The following is a 17394-nucleotide window of genomic DNA, read 5'->3' on the forward strand; positions in this document are numbered from 1 at the left end:
CCTCTAAGGCTTCCACTTGGTATGTTCCTGGCGCCACTGGCTTAGCTCGATGACTTCGGCTCGGGGCTTCTGGACTTCGACCACGGGTGGCGTGTCGTCGAACGGGGCCGGGTAGGGCGCCAGTTCGATCTGCGCGCTATGGGCGCCGAACTGGGTGATGGTGCCGTTGTGACGGGTTTCGCCGGTCACGGTGAACTCGAAGTTGTACACCCGGGCCAGGCGCCGACGACCGCTGGCATCCTTGATGAAACCGATCTTCTTCAGCGCAACGTTGCCGTCGAGCAACTCGACGCGCACGTTCAGACAGTGCTGTTTGACCCGCTCCAGCGCCCGCTCGCGCAAGCCGTGGTTGTGCCAAAGCCACGCGCCGGCAGCGGCGAACAGCATCAGCACGAAAATGTTTTCGAGGGTCAGCATCAACAAGGAACTCCAAAAGATAGCGTCAGCTTAACTGCGTCGCCGGTCTGTCGTACAGGCTGCGTTTCGTCGCATACTGCGCGGCTTGAATTTCAATCGTTTTACGGAAAAACCCGAATGAAACGTACACCTCATCTGCTCGCCATTCAGTCCCATGTGGTGTTTGGCCACGCCGGCAACAGCGCTGCGGTCTTTCCGATGCAGCGGGTCGGGGTGAACGTCTGGCCGCTCAACACGGTGCAGTTCTCCAATCACACCCAATACGGCCAATGGGCGGGCGAAGTGCTGTCGCCGCACCTGATTCCCGAGCTGGTCGAAGGCATCGCCGCGATTGGCGAGCTGGGCAACTGCGACGCGGTGCTGTCCGGTTATCTGGGCAGTGCGGCGCAGGGACGGGCGATTCTCAGCGGTGTGGCGCGAATCAAGTCGGTCAATCCCAAGGCTTTGTATCTGTGCGACCCGGTGATGGGCCATCCGGAGAAAGGTTGCAGTGTGCCGACCGAAGTCAGCGATTTCCTGCTGGAAGAAGCGGCGGCGGTGGCGGACTTCATGTGCCCGAACCAACTGGAGCTGGACAGCTTCTGCGGGCGCAAGCCGAGTTCGCTGTTCGATTGCCTGGCCATGGCGCGTTCATTGCTGGTGCGCGGGCCGAAAGCAGTGCTGGTCAAGCATCTGGACTATCCGGGCAAACCGTCCGACGTTTTCGAGATGTTGTTGGTGACTGCCGACGAGAGCTGGCATCTGCGCCGTCCGCTGTTGGCGTTTCCGCGTCAACCGGTGGGCGTGGGCGATCTGACTTCCGGACTGTTTCTGGCGCGAGTGCTGCTTGGCGACAGCCTGGTGGCGGCGTTTGAATTTACCGCTGCGGCGGTGCATGAAGTGCTGCTGGAAACCCAGGCGTGTGCCAGTTACGAGTTGCAACTGGTGCGGGCGCAGGATCGGATTGCGCATCCACGGGTGAAGTTCGAGGCGACTTCGATCAGCCTCTGAGGCTGCGCTGCCTCCATTCGCGAGCAGGCTCGCTCCCACCTTGGAATGTAATCCCCGTGGGAGCGAGCCTGCTCGCGAAAGCTATCTGAAAGACGAAATGATCAAGCGTCGCCCTTGATCTCCTGATAGCGCTTCTCCAGCTCCTGACGGATCTGCCGACGCTGCTGGGCCTGCATGTAGCGGCGTTTGTCTTCGCTGTTCTGCGGTTGCAGCGGCGGGACGGCGGCCGGTTTGCGCTGGTCATCCACCGCAACCATGGTGAAGAAGCAGCTGTTGGTGTGGCGCACCGAGCGCTCGCGGATGTTCTCGGTCACCACTTTGATGCCGACTTCCATCGAGGTATTGCCGGTGTAGTTGACCGACGCGAGGAAGGTCACCAGTTCGCCGACATGAATCGGCTCGCGGAAAATCACCTGATCCACCGACAGCGTCACCACGTAGCGACCGGCATAACGGCTGGCGCAGGCGTAGGCCACTTCGTCGAGGTATTTGAGCAGGGTGCCGCCGTGGACATTGCCTGAGAAATTGGCCATGTCGGGGGTCATCAGTACCGTCATCGACAGCTGGGCGTTTCCGGGTTCCATAACGTTCTCACGGGTCAAGGCTGGGTTGCTGGAAGCACCTCTGCGGGTGCCTGGTCGCTTTTCAAAACCACCGTTATCGGGACGCCAGGCGACAGGCTGCCGTCACGCCGGGATCGATCTGTTTCCATATATTGCACCGCCTTTCAGCCGGAAGTCGCGGTGTTACCCTGCAAAAGCCCCTGCCCAAGGGCAATTCCTACACGAAAAGCGGATTTTTACCCAGCTCGCCCAGACTTTTCTGACGTCTGCCCGCGAGCCATTCATTCAAGGAGCCCACGCCATGCATGCCATCAGCTTTATTCAGGATCTGGCAGTGATCATGTTGGTCGCGGGTGTGGTGACCGTACTGTTTCACCGTTTCAAGCAGCCGGTGGTGCTCGGCTACATCGTCGCCGGTTTCATCATTGGCCCGCACACGCCGCCATTCGGCCTGATCCATGATGAAGAGACGATCAAGACCCTCGCCGAGCTGGGGGTGATATTCCTGATGTTCTGCCTCGGGCTGGAGTTCAGCCTGCGCAAGCTGTTCAAGGTCGGTGCCACGGCGTTTATCGCGGCGTTCCTGGAAATCGTGCTGATGATCTGGATCGGCTACGAGATCGGCCGCTGGTTCGACTGGAACACCATGGACTCGCTGTTCCTCGGCGCAATTCTGGCGATCTCCTCGACCACCATCATCGTCAAGGCGCTCAACGATCTGAAGATGAAGAACGAGCGTTTTGCCCAGTTGATCTTCGGCGTGTTGATCGTCGAAGACATCCTCGGCATCGGCATCATTGCCTTGCTGTCGAGCATTGCGGTCAGCGGCACGGTGAGTTCCGGCGAGGTGTTTTCCACGGTCGGCAAGCTGTCATTGTTCATGATCGTCGCGCTGGTGATCGGCATCCTGCTGGTGCCGCGACTGCTGGCCTACGTGGCCAAATTCGAAAGCAATGAGATGTTGCTGATCACCGTACTTGGCCTGTGTTTCGGCTTCTGCTTGCTGGTGGTCAAGCTTGAATACAGCATGGTGCTCGGCGCATTCCTGATCGGTGCGATCATGGCCGAGTCGCGGCAATTGCTGAAAATCGAGCGCCTGATCGAACCGGTTCGCGACCTGTTCAGTGCGATCTTCTTCGTCGCCATCGGCCTGATGCTCGATCCGATGATTCTTCTGCAATACGCGTGGCCGATTGCGGTGATCACCGTGGCGGTGGTGCTGGGCAAGATGTTGTCCTGCGGCCTCGGGGCGTTTATCGCCGGCAATGATGGACGCACCTCACTGCGCGTTGGCATGGGTCTGTCACAGATTGGCGAATTTTCCTTCATCATCGCCGCGCTGGGCATGACCTTGCAGGTCACCAGCAACTTCCTCTATCCGGTAGCGGTGGCGGTTTCGGTGATTACCACGCTGCTGACGCCGTATCTGATCCGTGCTGCCGACCCACTGTCGATCAAGTTGTCTGCTGCGATGCCTCAGCGTCTCGGGCGGGTGTTCGGCATGTACGGCGAATGGTTGCGCAGTATCCAGCCGCAGGGCGAGGGCGCGATGCTGGCGTCGATAATCCGGCGGATTCTGCTGCAGGTCGGGGTCAATCTGGCGCTGGTGATCGCGATATTTTTTACCGGCGCATTCTTTGCCGGGCGACTTTCGATCTGGATGCAGGACTGGATCAGCGATCCGAGCTGGCAGAAAGCGCTGATCTGGGGCGGCGCGCTGCTCTTGTCGCTACCGTTTCTGATCGCGGCTTATCGCAAGCTCAAGGCGCTGTCGATGTTGCTCGCAGAGATGGGCGTGAAGCCGGAGATGGCCGGGCGTCACACACAGCGAGTGCGCCGGGTGATCTCCGAAGTGATCCCGATTCTCTCGCTGCTGGTGATTTTCCTGCTGCTGGCAGCCTTGTCGGCCAGTATTTTGCCGACCAACAAGTTGCTGGTGCTGATCGCCGTGGTCGCAGCCGCCGTGGCGGCGGTGCTGTGGCGCTGGTTCATCCGCGTGCACACGCAGATGCAGGTGGCCTTGCTCGAAACCCTCGACAACCACAAGGAGTCGTCGGGGCACTGACCACCCGGGGCGTTGGGGCGATCAGCTTTCCAGCCAGACGTCCCGTGCCCAGTGCCATACCGATTCCCAGGTTTCTTCGGCAATCAGCTCTTCTTCGGCCTGCCACAACACCACGGTGCCGTCTTCTTCGACGCAGTAGTAGTCGTCGCCGTCCTGGCAGATCGGAATCAGGCTGCGGTCGACGCCGGCATCCCAGGCGTTGGCGGCAACGTCCGGCAGATAGGTGTGCGATTGCGGGTCGGTGACGGTCACCGGCTCCAGGCTGCCGTAGACCACGTCGCTCACGGTCAGCAGGAATTCTCTGAAGACAAACGGGATATCGATGAACAGTTGTTCTTCGATTTCCACCAGTTGGTCTTCGTCAGGCAACTCCAGCGGAACCGGTACGGGTTCGTTGGCTTCGCGCAATTGTTCGATGATTTCTTCCACGTCCGGGATCCTCTTGCTTGTATGGCGCGGTTTATATGGGGCGGTTTATACAGTAGCTCGCTATAGATGCAACTGCGAAATAGAAAAACCCCGGACGAGTCCGGGGTTTTCGTTACTGCATGCTTAACGCAGGAAGTATCAGCCGTTCTGGCGGATACCGGCGACCAGCCAAGGCTGGTTGTCGCCCTGTGGACGTTCCATGTTCCAGCTTTCGCTGAACACTTCGCCCTGGTCGAAACGCGAGTTTTTCGACACGCCGCTGAAGGTCAGGGTGGCGATGGTCTTGTCTGCACGATCATCCACGCCATCCAGTTGTACCTGGAGGTTATCGATGAAGGTCGACTGGAACGCATCACCCAGTTCAGCACGCTCACGCTTGAGGAACTCGAGCATTTGCGGGGTCACGAACTCGGCGATCTTGTCCATTTCGTTGGCATCCCAGTGCTGCTGCAGCGACTGGAAGTGGCTGCGCGCAGCTTCAAGGAAGCTATGTTCGTTGAACCAGGCTGGCGCGTTGATCACCGGACGGGCGGCAGCAGGTGCAGCCGAACCACCGAAGATCGAACCCATTGCCGCTGGCTTCTGTTCGAACACTTCACGCTGCATCGGCGCGCCAGCCGGAGCCATGTGCTCCTGCTGCTTGCGTCGACGAGCGGCGATGAAACGGAAGATCACGAACGCGATCACAGCCATGATCAGGATGTCGAAGATCTGCATGCCCTGGAAGCCGCCGCCCATGAACATGGAAGCGAGCAGGCCACCGGCGGCGATGCCGGCCAGAGGGCCGAGCCAGCGCGACGCACCGCCGGCCTTGGCCGCGGCGCCAGCGGCACCGGCAGCACCAGCGGTCGCCGCAGCGCCGCCCATGCCTGGAGAAGAAGGAGCCATCTGGCTGGTCTGGTGCGACGGCGCAGCGCCGGCGCTTTTGCCACCACCAAAGCGCTTGGCGTTGGCGTCGAGGCTCATCGTCAGGCCGATGCACAACGCCATGGCGATGCTAAGAAAACGTTTCATAAAGGGAATTCCCGTTTGTGGAGACACGCGCGCCATGTTGCACAGCTGAAGTGTTACTGGCTAGCGAGAGAGTGTTTCGGGCTTTTGCCTGACAGGTTACGTTCAGCTCAGTCGAAGCAATAAGGCCATGTACTTTTGTCTGTAGGAAAACCGGACAGGTTCAGTGAGAAAGGTGCTTAGCGACGAAACGCCAGCATCACCACACCGGCCGTGATCAGGCCGATGCCGCCCCATTGGCGCAGGTCGAGTTTTTCGCCCAGCAGGACCACGCCGAGCACCGCCACCAGCACCACGCTGAGTTTGTCGACCGGAGCGACCAGCGAGGCCGGGCCGACTTTCAGTGCGCGGAAGTAGCACAGCCACGACGCGCCTGTGCCCAGACCGGACAACAGCAGGAACAGGTAGCTCTTGGCGGAGATCGATCCCAATGACTGATATTGGCCCGTGGCGTACAAAATCAAGGCCAGGCTGACCAATACCACGATGGTGCGCAGCAGCGTGGCGAAGTCGGAATTGACGTTTTCGATGCCGACCTTGGCGAAAATCGCCGTCAGCGCGGCGAACGTGGCCGAGAGCAGCGCCCAGAATGTCCAGGAAGAAAAGAAGCCTGAGCCCATGGAAATGTCCTTGATAGATCATCCAACGCTGAAACCTGTGGGAGCGGGCTTGCCCGCGAAGGCGTTGTGTCAGTCTGAATAGATGTCGACTGATCACCCTATTCGCGAGCAAGCTCGCTCCCACATTTGGTCCGGCGTAAGCTTTAAATCGCTTCCAGCTTCGCGTAACCGAGCATCAACCACTTGCTCCCTTCGCTGAAGTTCACCTGCACCCGTGCCTGCGCACCTGCGCCTTCGAAGTTGAGGATCACCCCTTCACCGAAGATCGAATGCCGCACAGCCTGGCCGAGGCTGAAGCCGGTTTCCGGAATCTCGCTGCCGCTGAACAGGTTGCTGCCACTCATCGACTGATTGCCGCCGAACGGTCGGCTGACGCTGTTCGACAGACGTACTTCCTGAATCAGACCTTTTGGCACTTCCCGTACGAAACGCGAGACCTTGTTGTAGGTTTCGCTGCCGTAGAGGCGTCGGGTCTCAGCATAGGTCATCACCAGATTTTGCATCGCCCGGGTGATGCCGACGTAAGCCAGACGCCGTTCCTCTTCAAGACGCCCCGGTTCTTCCAGGCTCATCTTGTGCGGAAACAGGCCTTCTTCCATGCCCACGAGGAACACGTAAGGGAATTCCAGGCCTTTGGCGCTGTGCAGCGTCATCAACTGAATGCTGTCTTCGTGCTCGTCGGCCTGAGTGTCGCCAGCCTCCAGCGAAGCGTGGCCGAGGAACGCAGCCAATGGCGTCAGTTCCTCGTCTTCTTCGGTGTTCTCGAAGTTGCGTGCAGCGCTGACCAGTTCCTCAAGGTTTTCTACCCGGGCCTGACCTTTCTCGCCTTTTTCCGCTTCGTGATAAGCGATCAGGCCGGATTGCTCGATGACGGTCTGGGTCATCAGGTGCAGCGGCATCTCGGCGCACTTGGCGGCGAGGTTTTCGATCAGCTCGATAAAGGCACCGAGGGCGCCAGCCGCGCGACCGGTCAGGCCTTTGTTGGCGACCAGCAGGCGCATGGCTTCCCACATCGACACATCGCTGTGGCGTGCATGTTCGCGGATCGCTTCGACGGTTTTCTCACCGATGCCGCGTGCCGGAACGTTGATCACCCGCTCCAGTGCCGCGTCGTTGCCGCGACCTTCCAGCAAGCGCAGGTAGGCCATGGCGTTTTTGATTTCCGCACGCTCGAAGAAGCGCTGGCCGCCGTAGATGCGGTACGGAATGCGTTCGCGCAGCAAGGCTTCTTCGAGAACGCGTGATTGGGCGTTGGAGCGGTACAGAATCGCGATATCGCTGCGGGCCAGGCCGGTTTTCAGCGCGCTTTCGATGGTTTCGACAACGTAGCGTGCTTCGTCGTGCTCATTGAACGCGGCGTACAGGTTGATCGCTTCGCCGTCGCCCCCGTCGGTCCACAGCTCTTTACCGAGGCGTCCGGTGTTGTTGGCGATCAGGGCGTTGGCCGCTTTGAGGATGCCGGCGGTGGAGCGGTAGTTCTGCTCCAGACGAATGGTCTCGGCGTCCGGGAAGTCGGCGGAATACTGGTGGATGTTCTCGATTTTCGCGCCGCGCCAGCCGTAGATCGACTGGTCGTCGTCGCCGACCACCATCAGGCTGTCGCCGCCATGACCGAGCAGACGCAACCAGGCGTACTGCACGGCATTGGTGTCCTGGAACTCGTCCACCAGAATGTGCCGGAAGCGCTTCTGATAATGCGCCAGCAGACCCGGATGGTCGCGCCACAGGTCGAGAGCGCGCAGCAACAGTTCGGAGAAATCGATGACGCCGGCGCGCAGGCAGGCAGCCTCGTAGGCTTCATAAATGCTGCGCATGGTGGCCAGGTACAGATCACCGCTGGCCTGAATGTGTTTCGGGCGCAGACCTTCGTCTTTCTGCCCGTTGATGAACCACTGCGCCTGACGGGCCGGCCAGCGTTGCTCGTCGAGTCCCAGCTCGCGGATCACCCGCTTGACCAGACGCTGCTGGTCATCGCTGTCGAGAATCTGGAAGGTCTGGCTCAGGCCGGCTTCCTGCCAATGCGCCCGCAGCAAGCGGTGCGCCAGGCCGTGGAAGGTACCGACCCACATGCCGGCCGGGTTGATACCCATCAACTGCTCGATGCGGTGACGCATCTCGGCAGCGGCCTTGTTGGTGAAGGTCACCGACAGAACGGAGTGGGGCGAGGCGTTTTCGACCTGGATCAACCAGGCGATACGGTGCACCAGCACTCGGGTTTTACCGGAGCCAGCACCGGCCAGGACCAACTGACGGCCAACGGGGGCCGCTACGGCCTGGCGTTGGGCATCGTTGAGAGAGTTCAGCAGAAGGGAGAGATCATCGCGCATCGGCGCATTCTAGGGTGCGCCGCCAGCCCGGGCAAACCGAGCTTTGCATTAGCCGATGAAAGTCCTGCCAATGACGACCGGTCGGTCACTGCCTGAAGGCGTCAGCCCGTCTGGCTCTGCGGGTTTTGTCGATGTCTCGGAGGCGAAAAGTTTCGTTGAAATTATGATCTGGAGCAGTTTGGCAAGTGGGTTGGCTTGTGTATGCTCCGTCCACGTTTCGGGCGCACGCCCCCCTTATAAGAACAAGAACGTTGCCCATGACCCTCAGCTCCGAACTGTCGGGCCCCTCTGTGGAACCCCGGGTTATCCGCAAGCATTACGCCATGGAGATGGCGGTAGAGCGCACGCGCCTGTTGTATCAAGGCTCCTTGTTGCCCACTCTTTTCATGTTGATCAATGGTCTGGTCTGCGCCGGTTTGCTCTGGAGCCCGCAGCGCTACTTCGTGGTCAGCATCTGGCTGGTGTGGTTGCTGTCGCTGGTGGCGCTGCGGGTGATTCAGGTCGCCGCGTTCGATTCGGCGATCCCCAATCGCCAGGCGCAGCCAATCTGGGGCCGGATGTTCCTGCTCGGTTCGACCATGACCGGCCTGACGCTGGCCGGCGCCGGCATCGCTCTGGTGCCCGCCGACAATTTCATACAGCAAGCATGGGTGTTCGGCCTGATCGGCGCCGCAACCCTGTCGGCGAGTGTTGCTTACGCGGTGAGCCTGCCGGCCTTTCTGTCTTTTACCTTGCCGTGTCTGCTGCCGGCCATCGGTTATCTGTTCTGGGGTGGCGACGAACTGGCGCGTGGCTGGGGCTGGCTGGGATTGATCCTGCTCGGTTCGCTGAGTGTGGTGGCGTGGCAGGTCAATCGCCTGATCGACCGAGGCCTGCTGCGACGCTTCCAGAATCAGCACCTGATCGAACATTTGCAGCAAGCCCAGGCCCGCAGTGACCAGCTCAATAAAGAGCTGGCGAAGGAGATCGAGCATCGCCGCTGTGCCGAGGGCAAGCTGCGCGAGGCGCAAGTCGCGCTGGAAGATCGCGTTGCCCAGCGCAGCCGCGAACTGGACGTCGCCAATCAGGCCCTGAGCAAAAGCGAAGCGCGGCTGGCGCTCGCGTTGAAGGCCAGCGAACTGGGCTTGTGGGACTGGAACCTGCAAACCGACGAAGTCCATCACACGCAGATTCAGGAGCTGTTCGGCCTCGCCCCGGAATACGTCACGGCGATCCTGCGTGACCTCAAGCCGCGCCTGCACTCGGAGGACGTGCCGGCGCTCAAGCATGCGCTGATCGAACATCTGAAGGGCCGCACCGAGGACTATCAGATCGAATACCGCGTGCGTCACGGCGACGGTCATTGGGTCTGGATCGAAGACCGTGGGCGTGCGGTGGAGCGTAGCGAAAGCGGGCGGGTGATCCGCATGGTCGGCACCCGGCGCGACATCAGCGCCAGCAAAAACCTCGAACAGCAACGGCAACTGGCGGCAACGGTGTTTGAAGCGGCCAGCGAAGGCATTGTGATTCTTGACCCTGATTACGCGTTGATTGCGATCAATCAGGCGTTCAGCCGGGTCACCGGTTATGACATCGATGACATGCTCGGGCGCAACGTTGTCGAGTTGCCTTGCAGCCGCGATGCCCGTCGCCATTACGTCACGATCCGCCAAGCCCTTGAGCAGCACGGCAGTTGGCAGGGCGAACTGGTCGAAACCCGCAAGAACGGCGAGCTTTATCCACAATGGCTGCAATTGAACGCAGTGCGCGATGGTCGGGGAAACGTCAGTCATATTGTGGGCTTCTTCGCCGATCTTTCGGCCCGCCGCGAATCCGAAGAGCGCATGCGCTACCTGACGCATTATGACGAACTGACCGGGCTGGCCAATCGCTCGCTGTTCCGCGAACGTCTGCATGAAGCCCATCAGCGCGTGCGCCAGGGCGGGCGGCGCAGTCTGGCGCTGCTGCACATCAATCTGGATCGCTTCAAGTTGCTCAACGACAGCCTCGGTCACGAGGTCGCGGATCAGTTGCTGCAGAAGATGTCGCGACGGCTGGTCAACGCTTTGCCGGAGGCCGACACCATCGCCCGATTGTCCGGCGACGAATTTGCGGTGCTGTTCGATGCGTACGGCAATTTGTCGAGTCTGGCGCGGGTGGCGACGCGGCTGTCGGCCAAGCTGCGCTTGCCGCTAACAGTTGAAGGGCATGAACTGGTAGTCAGCGCCTCGATGGGCATCAGTATGTTGCCGGACAACGCTCGGGAAATTTCCGCACTGGTCAGCCAGTCGAACATGGCCATGCAGCACGCCAAGCATCTGGGCGGGAACAACTTCCAGTTCTACACCGAGAGCTTGCAGGCCAGCACCCTTGAGCGCTTGCAACTGGAAAACCAGCTGCGCAAAGCCATCGAGGAAAAGCAGTTGAACGTGTTCTACCAGCCGAAACTGTGCCTGGCGACCGGTCGCCTGAATGCGGCGGAAGCGCTGGTGCGCTGGGATCATCCGACCATGGGCCGGGTGCCGCCGGGGGACTTTATCGGGCTGGCCGAGGAGACCGGGCTGATCGGCCCGATTGGCGAATTCGTACTGCGTCAGGCCTGCTGGCAGGCGTGCGAATGGCAGCGTCAGGGTCTGGCGCCGCTTCGGGTCTCCGTGAATCTGTCAGTGCATCAACTGCGTCAGGGCAAACTGGTCAGTCTGGTACGCCAGGTACTGGAAGAAACCGGCCTGGCGCCACACTGCCTGGAGCTGGAACTCACCGAAAGCCAACTGCTCGACAGCGTCGAACACATCATCGCGACCTTCCAGCAACTGCGCGACCTCGGGGTGAAGCTGGCGATTGACGACTTCGGCACCGGCTACTCGTCGTTGAGTTATCTCAAGCGCATCCCGGTGGATTACGTGAAGATCGATCAGGCATTCATTCGCGGTCTGGGGCAGGGCAGTGAAGACGCGGCGATCACCCGGGCGATCATCGCCATGGCGCATGGACTATCGCTGAAAGTGGTGGCCGAAGGCGTCGAACGCGAGGATCAGCTGGAATTCTTGCGGGCCGAGCGTTGCGATGAAGTGCAGGGCTATCTGATCAGTCGTCCGGTCGAGGCCATTGCGCTGGCCAGGCTTCTGCGTGAACAGGAAAACCCGCTTTAAGGGCTACATGCAGCCCATCGCGCCTGATACGGGGGCATCGAGTTACGCATTGAGCAGGCAAAAAGCCGATTCATGTAGTATAACTACAAGCTTGCTACATCCTTGGCGTCTGCCCATAAACAGTCCTGCCCACAACAAGAGTCCAGCCCCTTGAATCTGCTGCAACACATTGCCCAGTCACGTCACCTGTTACGCAAGTCGGAGCTCAAGGTCGCCGACCACGTGCTGCTTGACCCTGCGGCGGTGATGCACAGTTCCATGGCCGACCTGGCCCACAGCGTTGGCATCAGTGAGCCGACCATCGTGCGCTTTTGCCGCGCCATCGGTTGCTCCGGTTTTCAGGATCTGAAACTCAAGCTGGCGCAGAGCCTCGCCGCCGGTGCCAGCTTCGGCCAGTTCGCGATCCACGAAGACGACTCCGTCGCCGACTACAGCCTGAAGATTTTCGACACCACCCTGCACACCTTGATGGAGGTTCGCGAGAAACTCGATCCGGTGGAATTGCAGCGTGCGGTGACGCTGATGTCGCAAGCACAGCGCGTCGAGTTCTACGGTTTTGGCGCGTCGGGCGCGGTGGCAGCGGATGCGCAGCATAAATTCTTCCGCTTGCTGCTGACCGCAGCGGCGTATTCCGATCCGCACATGCAGGCGATGTCGGCCGTCACCTTGAAGCCGACCGATGTGGCGATCTGCATTTCCCAGTCCGGTCGCTCCAAGGATCTGCTGATCACCGCCAACCTCGTGCGCGAGAGCGGTGCATCGTTGATTACCTTGTGCCCGAGCCAGACGCCGCTGGCTGAGCTGTCGACGGTCAATCTGGCGATCGATGTGCATGAAGATACCGAGATCTACACGCCGCTGACTTCGCGTATCGCGCATCTGGTGGTGATCGATGTGTTGGCGATGGGCGTGGCCATGGCGCGCGGTCCGAGCCTGGTCAATCACCTCAAGAGCGTGAAGCGCAGTTTGCGCAGCTTGCGATTGTCTCCGAAAGCGGCAAAAGCCCTTGATGACTAAAGTCATCGTAAGGTCGTTCCGACCTTAATCGCGAGCAGGCTCGCTCCCACAGAGGATCTGCGGTGAACACAAACTCTGTGTCTTATCGGGATCAAATGTGGGAGTGAGCCTGCTCGCGATGGCATCTATGAAAACACCGCAACCATCCGCAAGTTTCATCGCACTGTCATCCGCGCGCAGCCAAACCGTCATCCCTCGCGCCTATCGTGAAACTCCCGTAATCGCCTTGGGAGACTCGAAATGGCTCAGCCTTACGAAGAACGCAACAGCGCCGCGAAGACCCGTCGTCAGCAGGAAGATCAGCGCCGCATGGAATTCCGTCGTGCTATCGAAGATCGCTTCGAACTTCGCCAGCTTCAGGCCGAAATCGGCGACTTCCCCGACATCAATCACTGGCAGGCAGCACTCGCAGCTTCCCGTCGAAGCGCTCAACCAGCGCGCTGATCTGCGTCCGTTCGCTGCGGATAAACGCCAGGAAGGCGTGCGCCACCGGTGACAGGCGTTTGGCCTTGGCCTGCACCAGGCACCAACTGCGCAGCAGCGGCAATTCCTCGATCGGCAACTCGACCAGTCCGCCGGTCGCCAGCTCTAGGTTCAGGGCATGGCGCGTCAACAGCGCCAGGCCCAGACCTGCCAATACGCACTCGCGCTGAGCTTCGGCGGATGCCACTTCCTGGGTCTGGGTGAAGTGCACGCGCTTCTCTTTGAAATACTCTTCGCACGCCAGTCGAGAACCCGAGCCGGGTTCGCGGATCAGCAGCGTATAGGGTTCCAGATCCTGTAAACGCAGCGGGCCCATGTGCGCCAATGGATGATCCGGTGGAGCGACGGCGACAATCGGGTTGTTGAGAAAGGGCAAAAACTCCAGGCCCATGTCCTGCGGGACCATCGACATGATCACCAGATCATCGCGGTTGTCGGAGAGGCGGCGGATCACTTGGCCGCGATTGACCACTGTCAGTTGCAGATTCACTTCCGGGTGCTGGCGCTTGAAGGCGGCGAACAGGTGCGGCACAAAATATTTGGCGCTGGACTCAACTGCCAGCTTCAATTGTCCCTGCAGCGATCCCTGCATGTCCGATAGCTGCATATCGAGGTTTTCCAGACGCCCGAAAATGTCCCGGCTGGCGCGTTGGAGTGCCTCAGCGGCTTCGGTCATGTAGAGTTTTTTGCCGACGTAATCGAACAATGGCTGGCCGATCAGCTCCTCCAGCTGACGAATCTGTAGGCTGACGGCCGGTTGCGTGAGAGACATTTCCTCGGCTGCGCGGCTGTAAGAGCGTAAATCACACACTTCGTTGAAGATTTGTAATTGACGCAATGTCATACGCATCAAGGACTTACGCATTTTTATAGGCTCTGGCCGGGGGCTGATGGTTTAACTATAAGTCTTTGCTTATGCCTGACCCAATAATTATTCATTTTTGTTAATCCCTTGTGGGCGCTAGTGTGAAGACGCGACCAGATTGAAACATTTGGTCACGCGTCGACCTGGGTCTAGCAGGTCGTGATGCCACCGGCTCAAGGGAACCTCCAAGTGATAACAAAGATCCTGATCGCCAACCGTGGTGAGATTGCCGTAAGAATCGTGCGAGCCTGCGCCGAAATGGGCATTCGCTCGGTTGCGATCTTTTCCGACGCCGACCGGCATGCCCTGCATGTGAAGCGTGCGGATGAGGCCCACAGCATTGGTGCCGAGCCACTGGCCGGCTACCTGAACCCGCGCAAGCTGGTGAACCTGGCGGTGGAAACCGGCTGCGATGCATTGCACCCGGGTTACGGTTTCCTTTCGGAAAACCCCGAGCTGGCAGACATCTGCGCCGAACGCGGAATCAAATTCATTGGTCCATCGGCTGAAGTGATTCGCCGCATGGGCGACAAGACCGAAGCCCGCCGCAGCATGATCAAGGCTGGCGTGCCGGTCACACCGGGCACCGAAGGCAACGTCGCGGACATCGCCGAAGCGCTGACCGAAGGCGACCGTATCGGTTACCCGGTGATGCTCAAGGCCACCTCCGGTGGTGGCGGTCGCGGCATCCGTCGCTGCAACAGCCGCGAAGAACTCGAACAGAATTTCCCCCGGGTCATTTCCGAAGCGACCAAGGCCTTCGGTTCGGCGGAAGTGTTCCTGGAAAAGTGCATCGTCAATCCGAAACACATCGAAGCGCAGATTCTCGGCGACAGCTTCGGCAACGTCGTGCATCTGTTCGAGCGTGACTGCTCGATTCAGCGCCGCAACCAGAAGCTGATCGAAATTGCCCCGAGCCCGCAACTGACCCCGGAACAGCGCGCCTACATCGGCGACCTGTCGGTGCGTGCGGCCAAGGCCGTGGGTTACGAGAACGCCGGCACCGTGGAGTTCCTGCTCGCCGAGGGCGAGGTGTACTTCATGGAGATGAACACCCGGGTGCAGGTCGAACACACGATCACCGAAGAAATCACCGGGATCGACATCGTCCGCGAACAGATCCGCATCGCCTCCGGCCTGCCGCTGTCGGTGAAGCAGGAAGACATTCAGCACCGTGGTTTCGCGTTGCAGTTCCGCATCAACGCCGAAGATCCGAAGAACAACTTTCTGCCGAGCTTCGGCAAGATCACCCGTTACTACGCCCCCGGCGGTCCCGGCGTGCGCACCGACACGGCGATCTACACCGGTTACACGATTCCGCCGTTCTACGACTCGATGTGCCTGAAGCTGGTTGTGTGGGCGCTGACTTGGGAAGAGGCGATGGACCGTGGGCTGCGCGCCCTCGACGACATGCGTCTGCAAGGCGTGAAGACCACCGCCGCGTATTACCAGGAAATCCTGCGCAACCCGGAATTCCGTAGCGGCCAGTTCAATACCAGCTTCGTCGAAAGCCACCCTGAACTGACCAACTACTCGATCAAGCGCAAACCCGAAGAGCTGGCCCTGGCCATCGCCGCCGCCATCGCCGCCCACGCAGGCCTGTGAGGAATACAACAATGTCCAAGAAGATCTTTGTCACCGACACCATCCTGCGCGACGCTCACCAATCGCTGCTCGCCACCCGCATGCGCACCGAAGACATGCTGCCGATCTGCGACAAGCTCGACAAAGTCGGCTACTGGTCGCTGGAGTGCTGGGGCGGCGCGACGTTCGACGCCTGCGTACGCTTCCTCAAGGAAGACCCGTGGGAGCGTCTGCGCCAACTGCGCGCGGCGCTGCCTAACACCCGTCTGCAAATGCTCCTGCGTGGGCAGAACCTGCTGGGCTACCGCCATTACAGCGACGACGTGGTCAAGGCCTTCGTCGCCAAGGCTGCGGTCAACGGCATCGACGTGTTCCGTATCTTCGACGCGATGAACGACGTGCGTAACCTGCGCGTGGCCATCGAAGCAGTGAAAGCTGCCGGCAAACATGCCCAAGGCACCATCGCGTACACCACCAGCCCGGTGCACACCATCGACGCGTTCGTTACCCAGGCCAAGCAAATGGAAGCCATGGGTTGCGACTCCGTGGCGATCAAGGACATGGCCGGTCTGCTGACCCCGTACGCCACCGGTGAACTGGTTCGCGCATTGAAAGCCGAACAGTCGCTGCCAGTGTTCATCCACTCGCATGACACTGCCGGTCTCGCGACCATGTGCCAGCTCAAGGCTATCGAGAACGGCGCCGACCACATCGACACCGCAATCTCCAGCTTCGCTTCGGGAACCAGCCATCCAGGTACCGAATCGATGGTCGCGGCGCTCAAGGGCACCGAGTACGACACCGGTCTGAACCTCGAACTGTTGCAAGAGATCGGCCTGTACTTCTATGCCGTGCGCAAGAAATACCACCAGTTCGAAAGCGAATTCACCGCCGTCGACACCCGTGTGCAAGTCAACCAGGTGCCGGGCGGGATGATCTCCAATCTTGCCAACCAGTTGAAAGAGCAGGGTGCCCTCAACCGCATGGGCGAAGTGCTGGCGGAAATCCCGCGCGTGCGTGAAGACCTCGGCTTCCCGCCGCTGGTGACCCCGACATCGCAAATCGTCGGCACCCAGGCGTTCTTCAACGTGCTGGCTGGCGAGCGCTACAAGACCATCACCAACGAAGTGAAGCTCTACCTGCAAGGCGGCTACGGCAAGGCGCCGGGAGTGGTGAACGAAAAACTGCGTCGTCAGGCGATCGGCAGCGAAGAGGTAATTGACGTACGTCCAGCCGATTTGCTCAAGCCGGAAATGACCAAACTGCGTGCCGACATCGGCGCGCTGGCCAAGTCCGAAGAAGACGTCCTGACCTTTGCGATGTTCCCGGACATCGGGCGCAAATTCCTTGAGGAGCGTGCCGCCGGCACCCTGACCCCGGAAGTGCTGCTGCCGATCCCGGAAGCAGGCAGCGTGGCTTCGGCTGGCGGCGAAGGCGTGCCGACCGAGTTCGTCATCGACGTGCACGGCGAGACCTATCGCGTCGACATCACCGGTGTCGGCGTCAAGGCTGAAGGCAAGCGTCACTTCTACCTGTCCATCGACGGCATGCCGGAAGAAGTGGTGTTCGAACCGCTCAACGAATTCGTCAGCGGTGGCAGCAGCAAGCGCAAGCAGGCTTCGGCCCCGGGCCATGTCAGCACCACCATGCCGGGCAACATCGTTGATGTGCTGGTCAAGGAAGGCGACACCGTCAAGGCTGGCCAGGCTGTACTGATTACCGAAGCGATGAAGATGGAAACCGAAGTCCAGGCCGCGATTGCCGGCAAGGTCACCGCCATTCACGTTGCCAAGGGCGACCGGGTCAACCCGGGCGAAATCCTGATCGAGATCGAAGGCTGAGATAACCGCCTCGATCCAACGCTTTAAACCTCGGGGGGGCATGTGCTCCCC

14 protein-coding genes are annotated in these 17394 nt (G+C 60.2%); 7 read left to right on the plus strand and 7 right to left on the minus strand.

Annotated elements, in window-relative coordinates:
• Positions 1 to 3: 3 nt before the first annotated feature.
• On the minus strand, positions 4 to 417 hold the full coding sequence (locus ACTWLJ_RS07315) for a DUF3301 domain-containing protein (protein WP_401213141.1): 414 nt from the start codon (positions 415 to 417) through the stop codon (positions 4 to 6).
• 117 nt (positions 418 to 534) lie between these two features.
• Between ACTWLJ_RS07315 and pdxY the strand changes: the two genes are divergently transcribed.
• The gene (gene pdxY, locus ACTWLJ_RS07320) at positions 535 to 1407 is read left to right on the plus strand and encodes a pyridoxal kinase PdxY (RefSeq protein WP_445180394.1); all 873 of its coding nucleotides are present in this window, start codon (positions 535 to 537) and stop codon (positions 1405 to 1407) included.
• 101 nt (positions 1408 to 1508) lie between these two features.
• Here the strand turns inward: pdxY and ACTWLJ_RS07325 are convergent, their stop codons facing one another.
• Positions 1509 to 1991 carry an acyl-CoA thioesterase gene (locus ACTWLJ_RS07325; protein ID WP_003229693.1) on the minus strand — a complete coding sequence of 161 codons (483 nt, stop codon included), beginning with the start codon at positions 1989 to 1991 and terminating at the stop codon, positions 1509 to 1511.
• 280 nt (positions 1992 to 2271) lie between these two features.
• Here ACTWLJ_RS07325 and ACTWLJ_RS07330 point away from each other — a divergent pair, with 280 nt between their 5' ends.
• The gene (locus tag ACTWLJ_RS07330) at positions 2272 to 4035 is read left to right on the plus strand and encodes a cation:proton antiporter (protein WP_445180395.1); all 1764 of its coding nucleotides are present in this window, start codon (positions 2272 to 2274) and stop codon (positions 4033 to 4035) included.
• A 21-nt stretch (positions 4036 to 4056) separates the two neighbouring features.
• On the opposite strand, the gene ACTWLJ_RS07335 is transcribed toward ACTWLJ_RS07330, so the two are convergent.
• The 4 genes from ACTWLJ_RS07335 to uvrD all read right to left on the minus strand — a co-directional run bounded on the left by ACTWLJ_RS07335 (position 4057) and on the right by uvrD (position 8422).
• On the minus strand, positions 4057 to 4464 hold the full coding sequence (locus ACTWLJ_RS07335) for an SMI1/KNR4 family protein (RefSeq protein ID WP_053163993.1): 408 nt from the start codon (positions 4462 to 4464) through the stop codon (positions 4057 to 4059).
• 138 nt (positions 4465 to 4602) lie between these two features.
• Positions 4603 to 5478 (minus strand): Tim44 domain-containing protein, encoded by an 876-nt coding sequence (locus tag ACTWLJ_RS07340; protein ID WP_401213149.1) that lies wholly within the window; start codon positions 5476 to 5478, stop codon positions 4603 to 4605.
• Between the two features lie 176 nt (positions 5479 to 5654).
• Positions 5655 to 6095, minus strand: coding sequence for an EamA family transporter (locus ACTWLJ_RS07345; protein ID WP_201229418.1), 441 nt, complete (start codon positions 6093 to 6095; stop codon positions 5655 to 5657).
• Between the two features lie 143 nt (positions 6096 to 6238).
• Positions 6239 to 8422: a DNA helicase II gene (gene uvrD, locus ACTWLJ_RS07350; RefSeq protein ID WP_445180396.1), complete on the minus strand. Its 2184-nt coding sequence runs from the start codon at positions 8420 to 8422 to the stop codon at positions 6239 to 6241.
• A gap of 257 nt (positions 8423 to 8679) precedes the next feature.
• Here uvrD and ACTWLJ_RS07355 point away from each other — a divergent pair, with 257 nt between their 5' ends.
• The 3 genes from ACTWLJ_RS07355 (at position 8680) to ACTWLJ_RS07365 (ending at position 13014) form a co-directional block, all read left to right on the plus strand.
• Positions 8680 to 11553 carry a putative bifunctional diguanylate cyclase/phosphodiesterase gene (locus ACTWLJ_RS07355; protein ID WP_445180397.1) on the plus strand — a complete coding sequence of 958 codons (2874 nt, stop codon included), beginning with the start codon at positions 8680 to 8682 and terminating at the stop codon, positions 11551 to 11553.
• A 150-nt stretch (positions 11554 to 11703) separates the two neighbouring features.
• Positions 11704 to 12570 (plus strand): transcriptional regulator HexR, encoded by an 867-nt coding sequence (gene hexR, locus ACTWLJ_RS07360; protein ID WP_007912071.1) that lies wholly within the window; start codon positions 11704 to 11706, stop codon positions 12568 to 12570.
• A 240-nt stretch (positions 12571 to 12810) separates the two neighbouring features.
• A complete protein-coding gene (locus tag ACTWLJ_RS07365; RefSeq protein ID WP_445180398.1) occupies positions 12811 to 13014 on the plus strand; it encodes a PA3496 family putative envelope integrity protein in 204 nt (67 codons plus the stop codon).
• Here the strand turns inward: ACTWLJ_RS07365 and ACTWLJ_RS07370 are convergent.
• A complete protein-coding gene (locus ACTWLJ_RS07370; RefSeq protein WP_445180399.1) occupies positions 12956 to 13918 on the minus strand; it encodes a LysR family transcriptional regulator in 963 nt (320 codons plus the stop codon). The genes ACTWLJ_RS07365 and ACTWLJ_RS07370 overlap by 59 nt on opposite strands.
• Positions 13919 to 14107: 189 nt before the next feature.
• On the opposite strand from ACTWLJ_RS07370, the gene ACTWLJ_RS07375 reads away from it, so the two are divergent.
• The gene (locus ACTWLJ_RS07375) at positions 14108 to 15523 is read left to right on the plus strand and encodes an acetyl-CoA carboxylase biotin carboxylase subunit (RefSeq protein WP_401213163.1); all 1416 of its coding nucleotides are present in this window, start codon (positions 14108 to 14110) and stop codon (positions 15521 to 15523) included.
• 11 nt (positions 15524 to 15534) lie between these two features.
• Positions 15535 to 17343, plus strand: coding sequence for a sodium-extruding oxaloacetate decarboxylase subunit alpha (gene oadA / locus ACTWLJ_RS07380; RefSeq protein ID WP_150649083.1), 1809 nt, complete (start codon positions 15535 to 15537; stop codon positions 17341 to 17343).
• The last annotated feature ends 51 nt before the right edge of the window (positions 17344 to 17394 follow it).

This window comes from Pseudomonas sp. McL0111 (genome assembly GCF_052567255.1).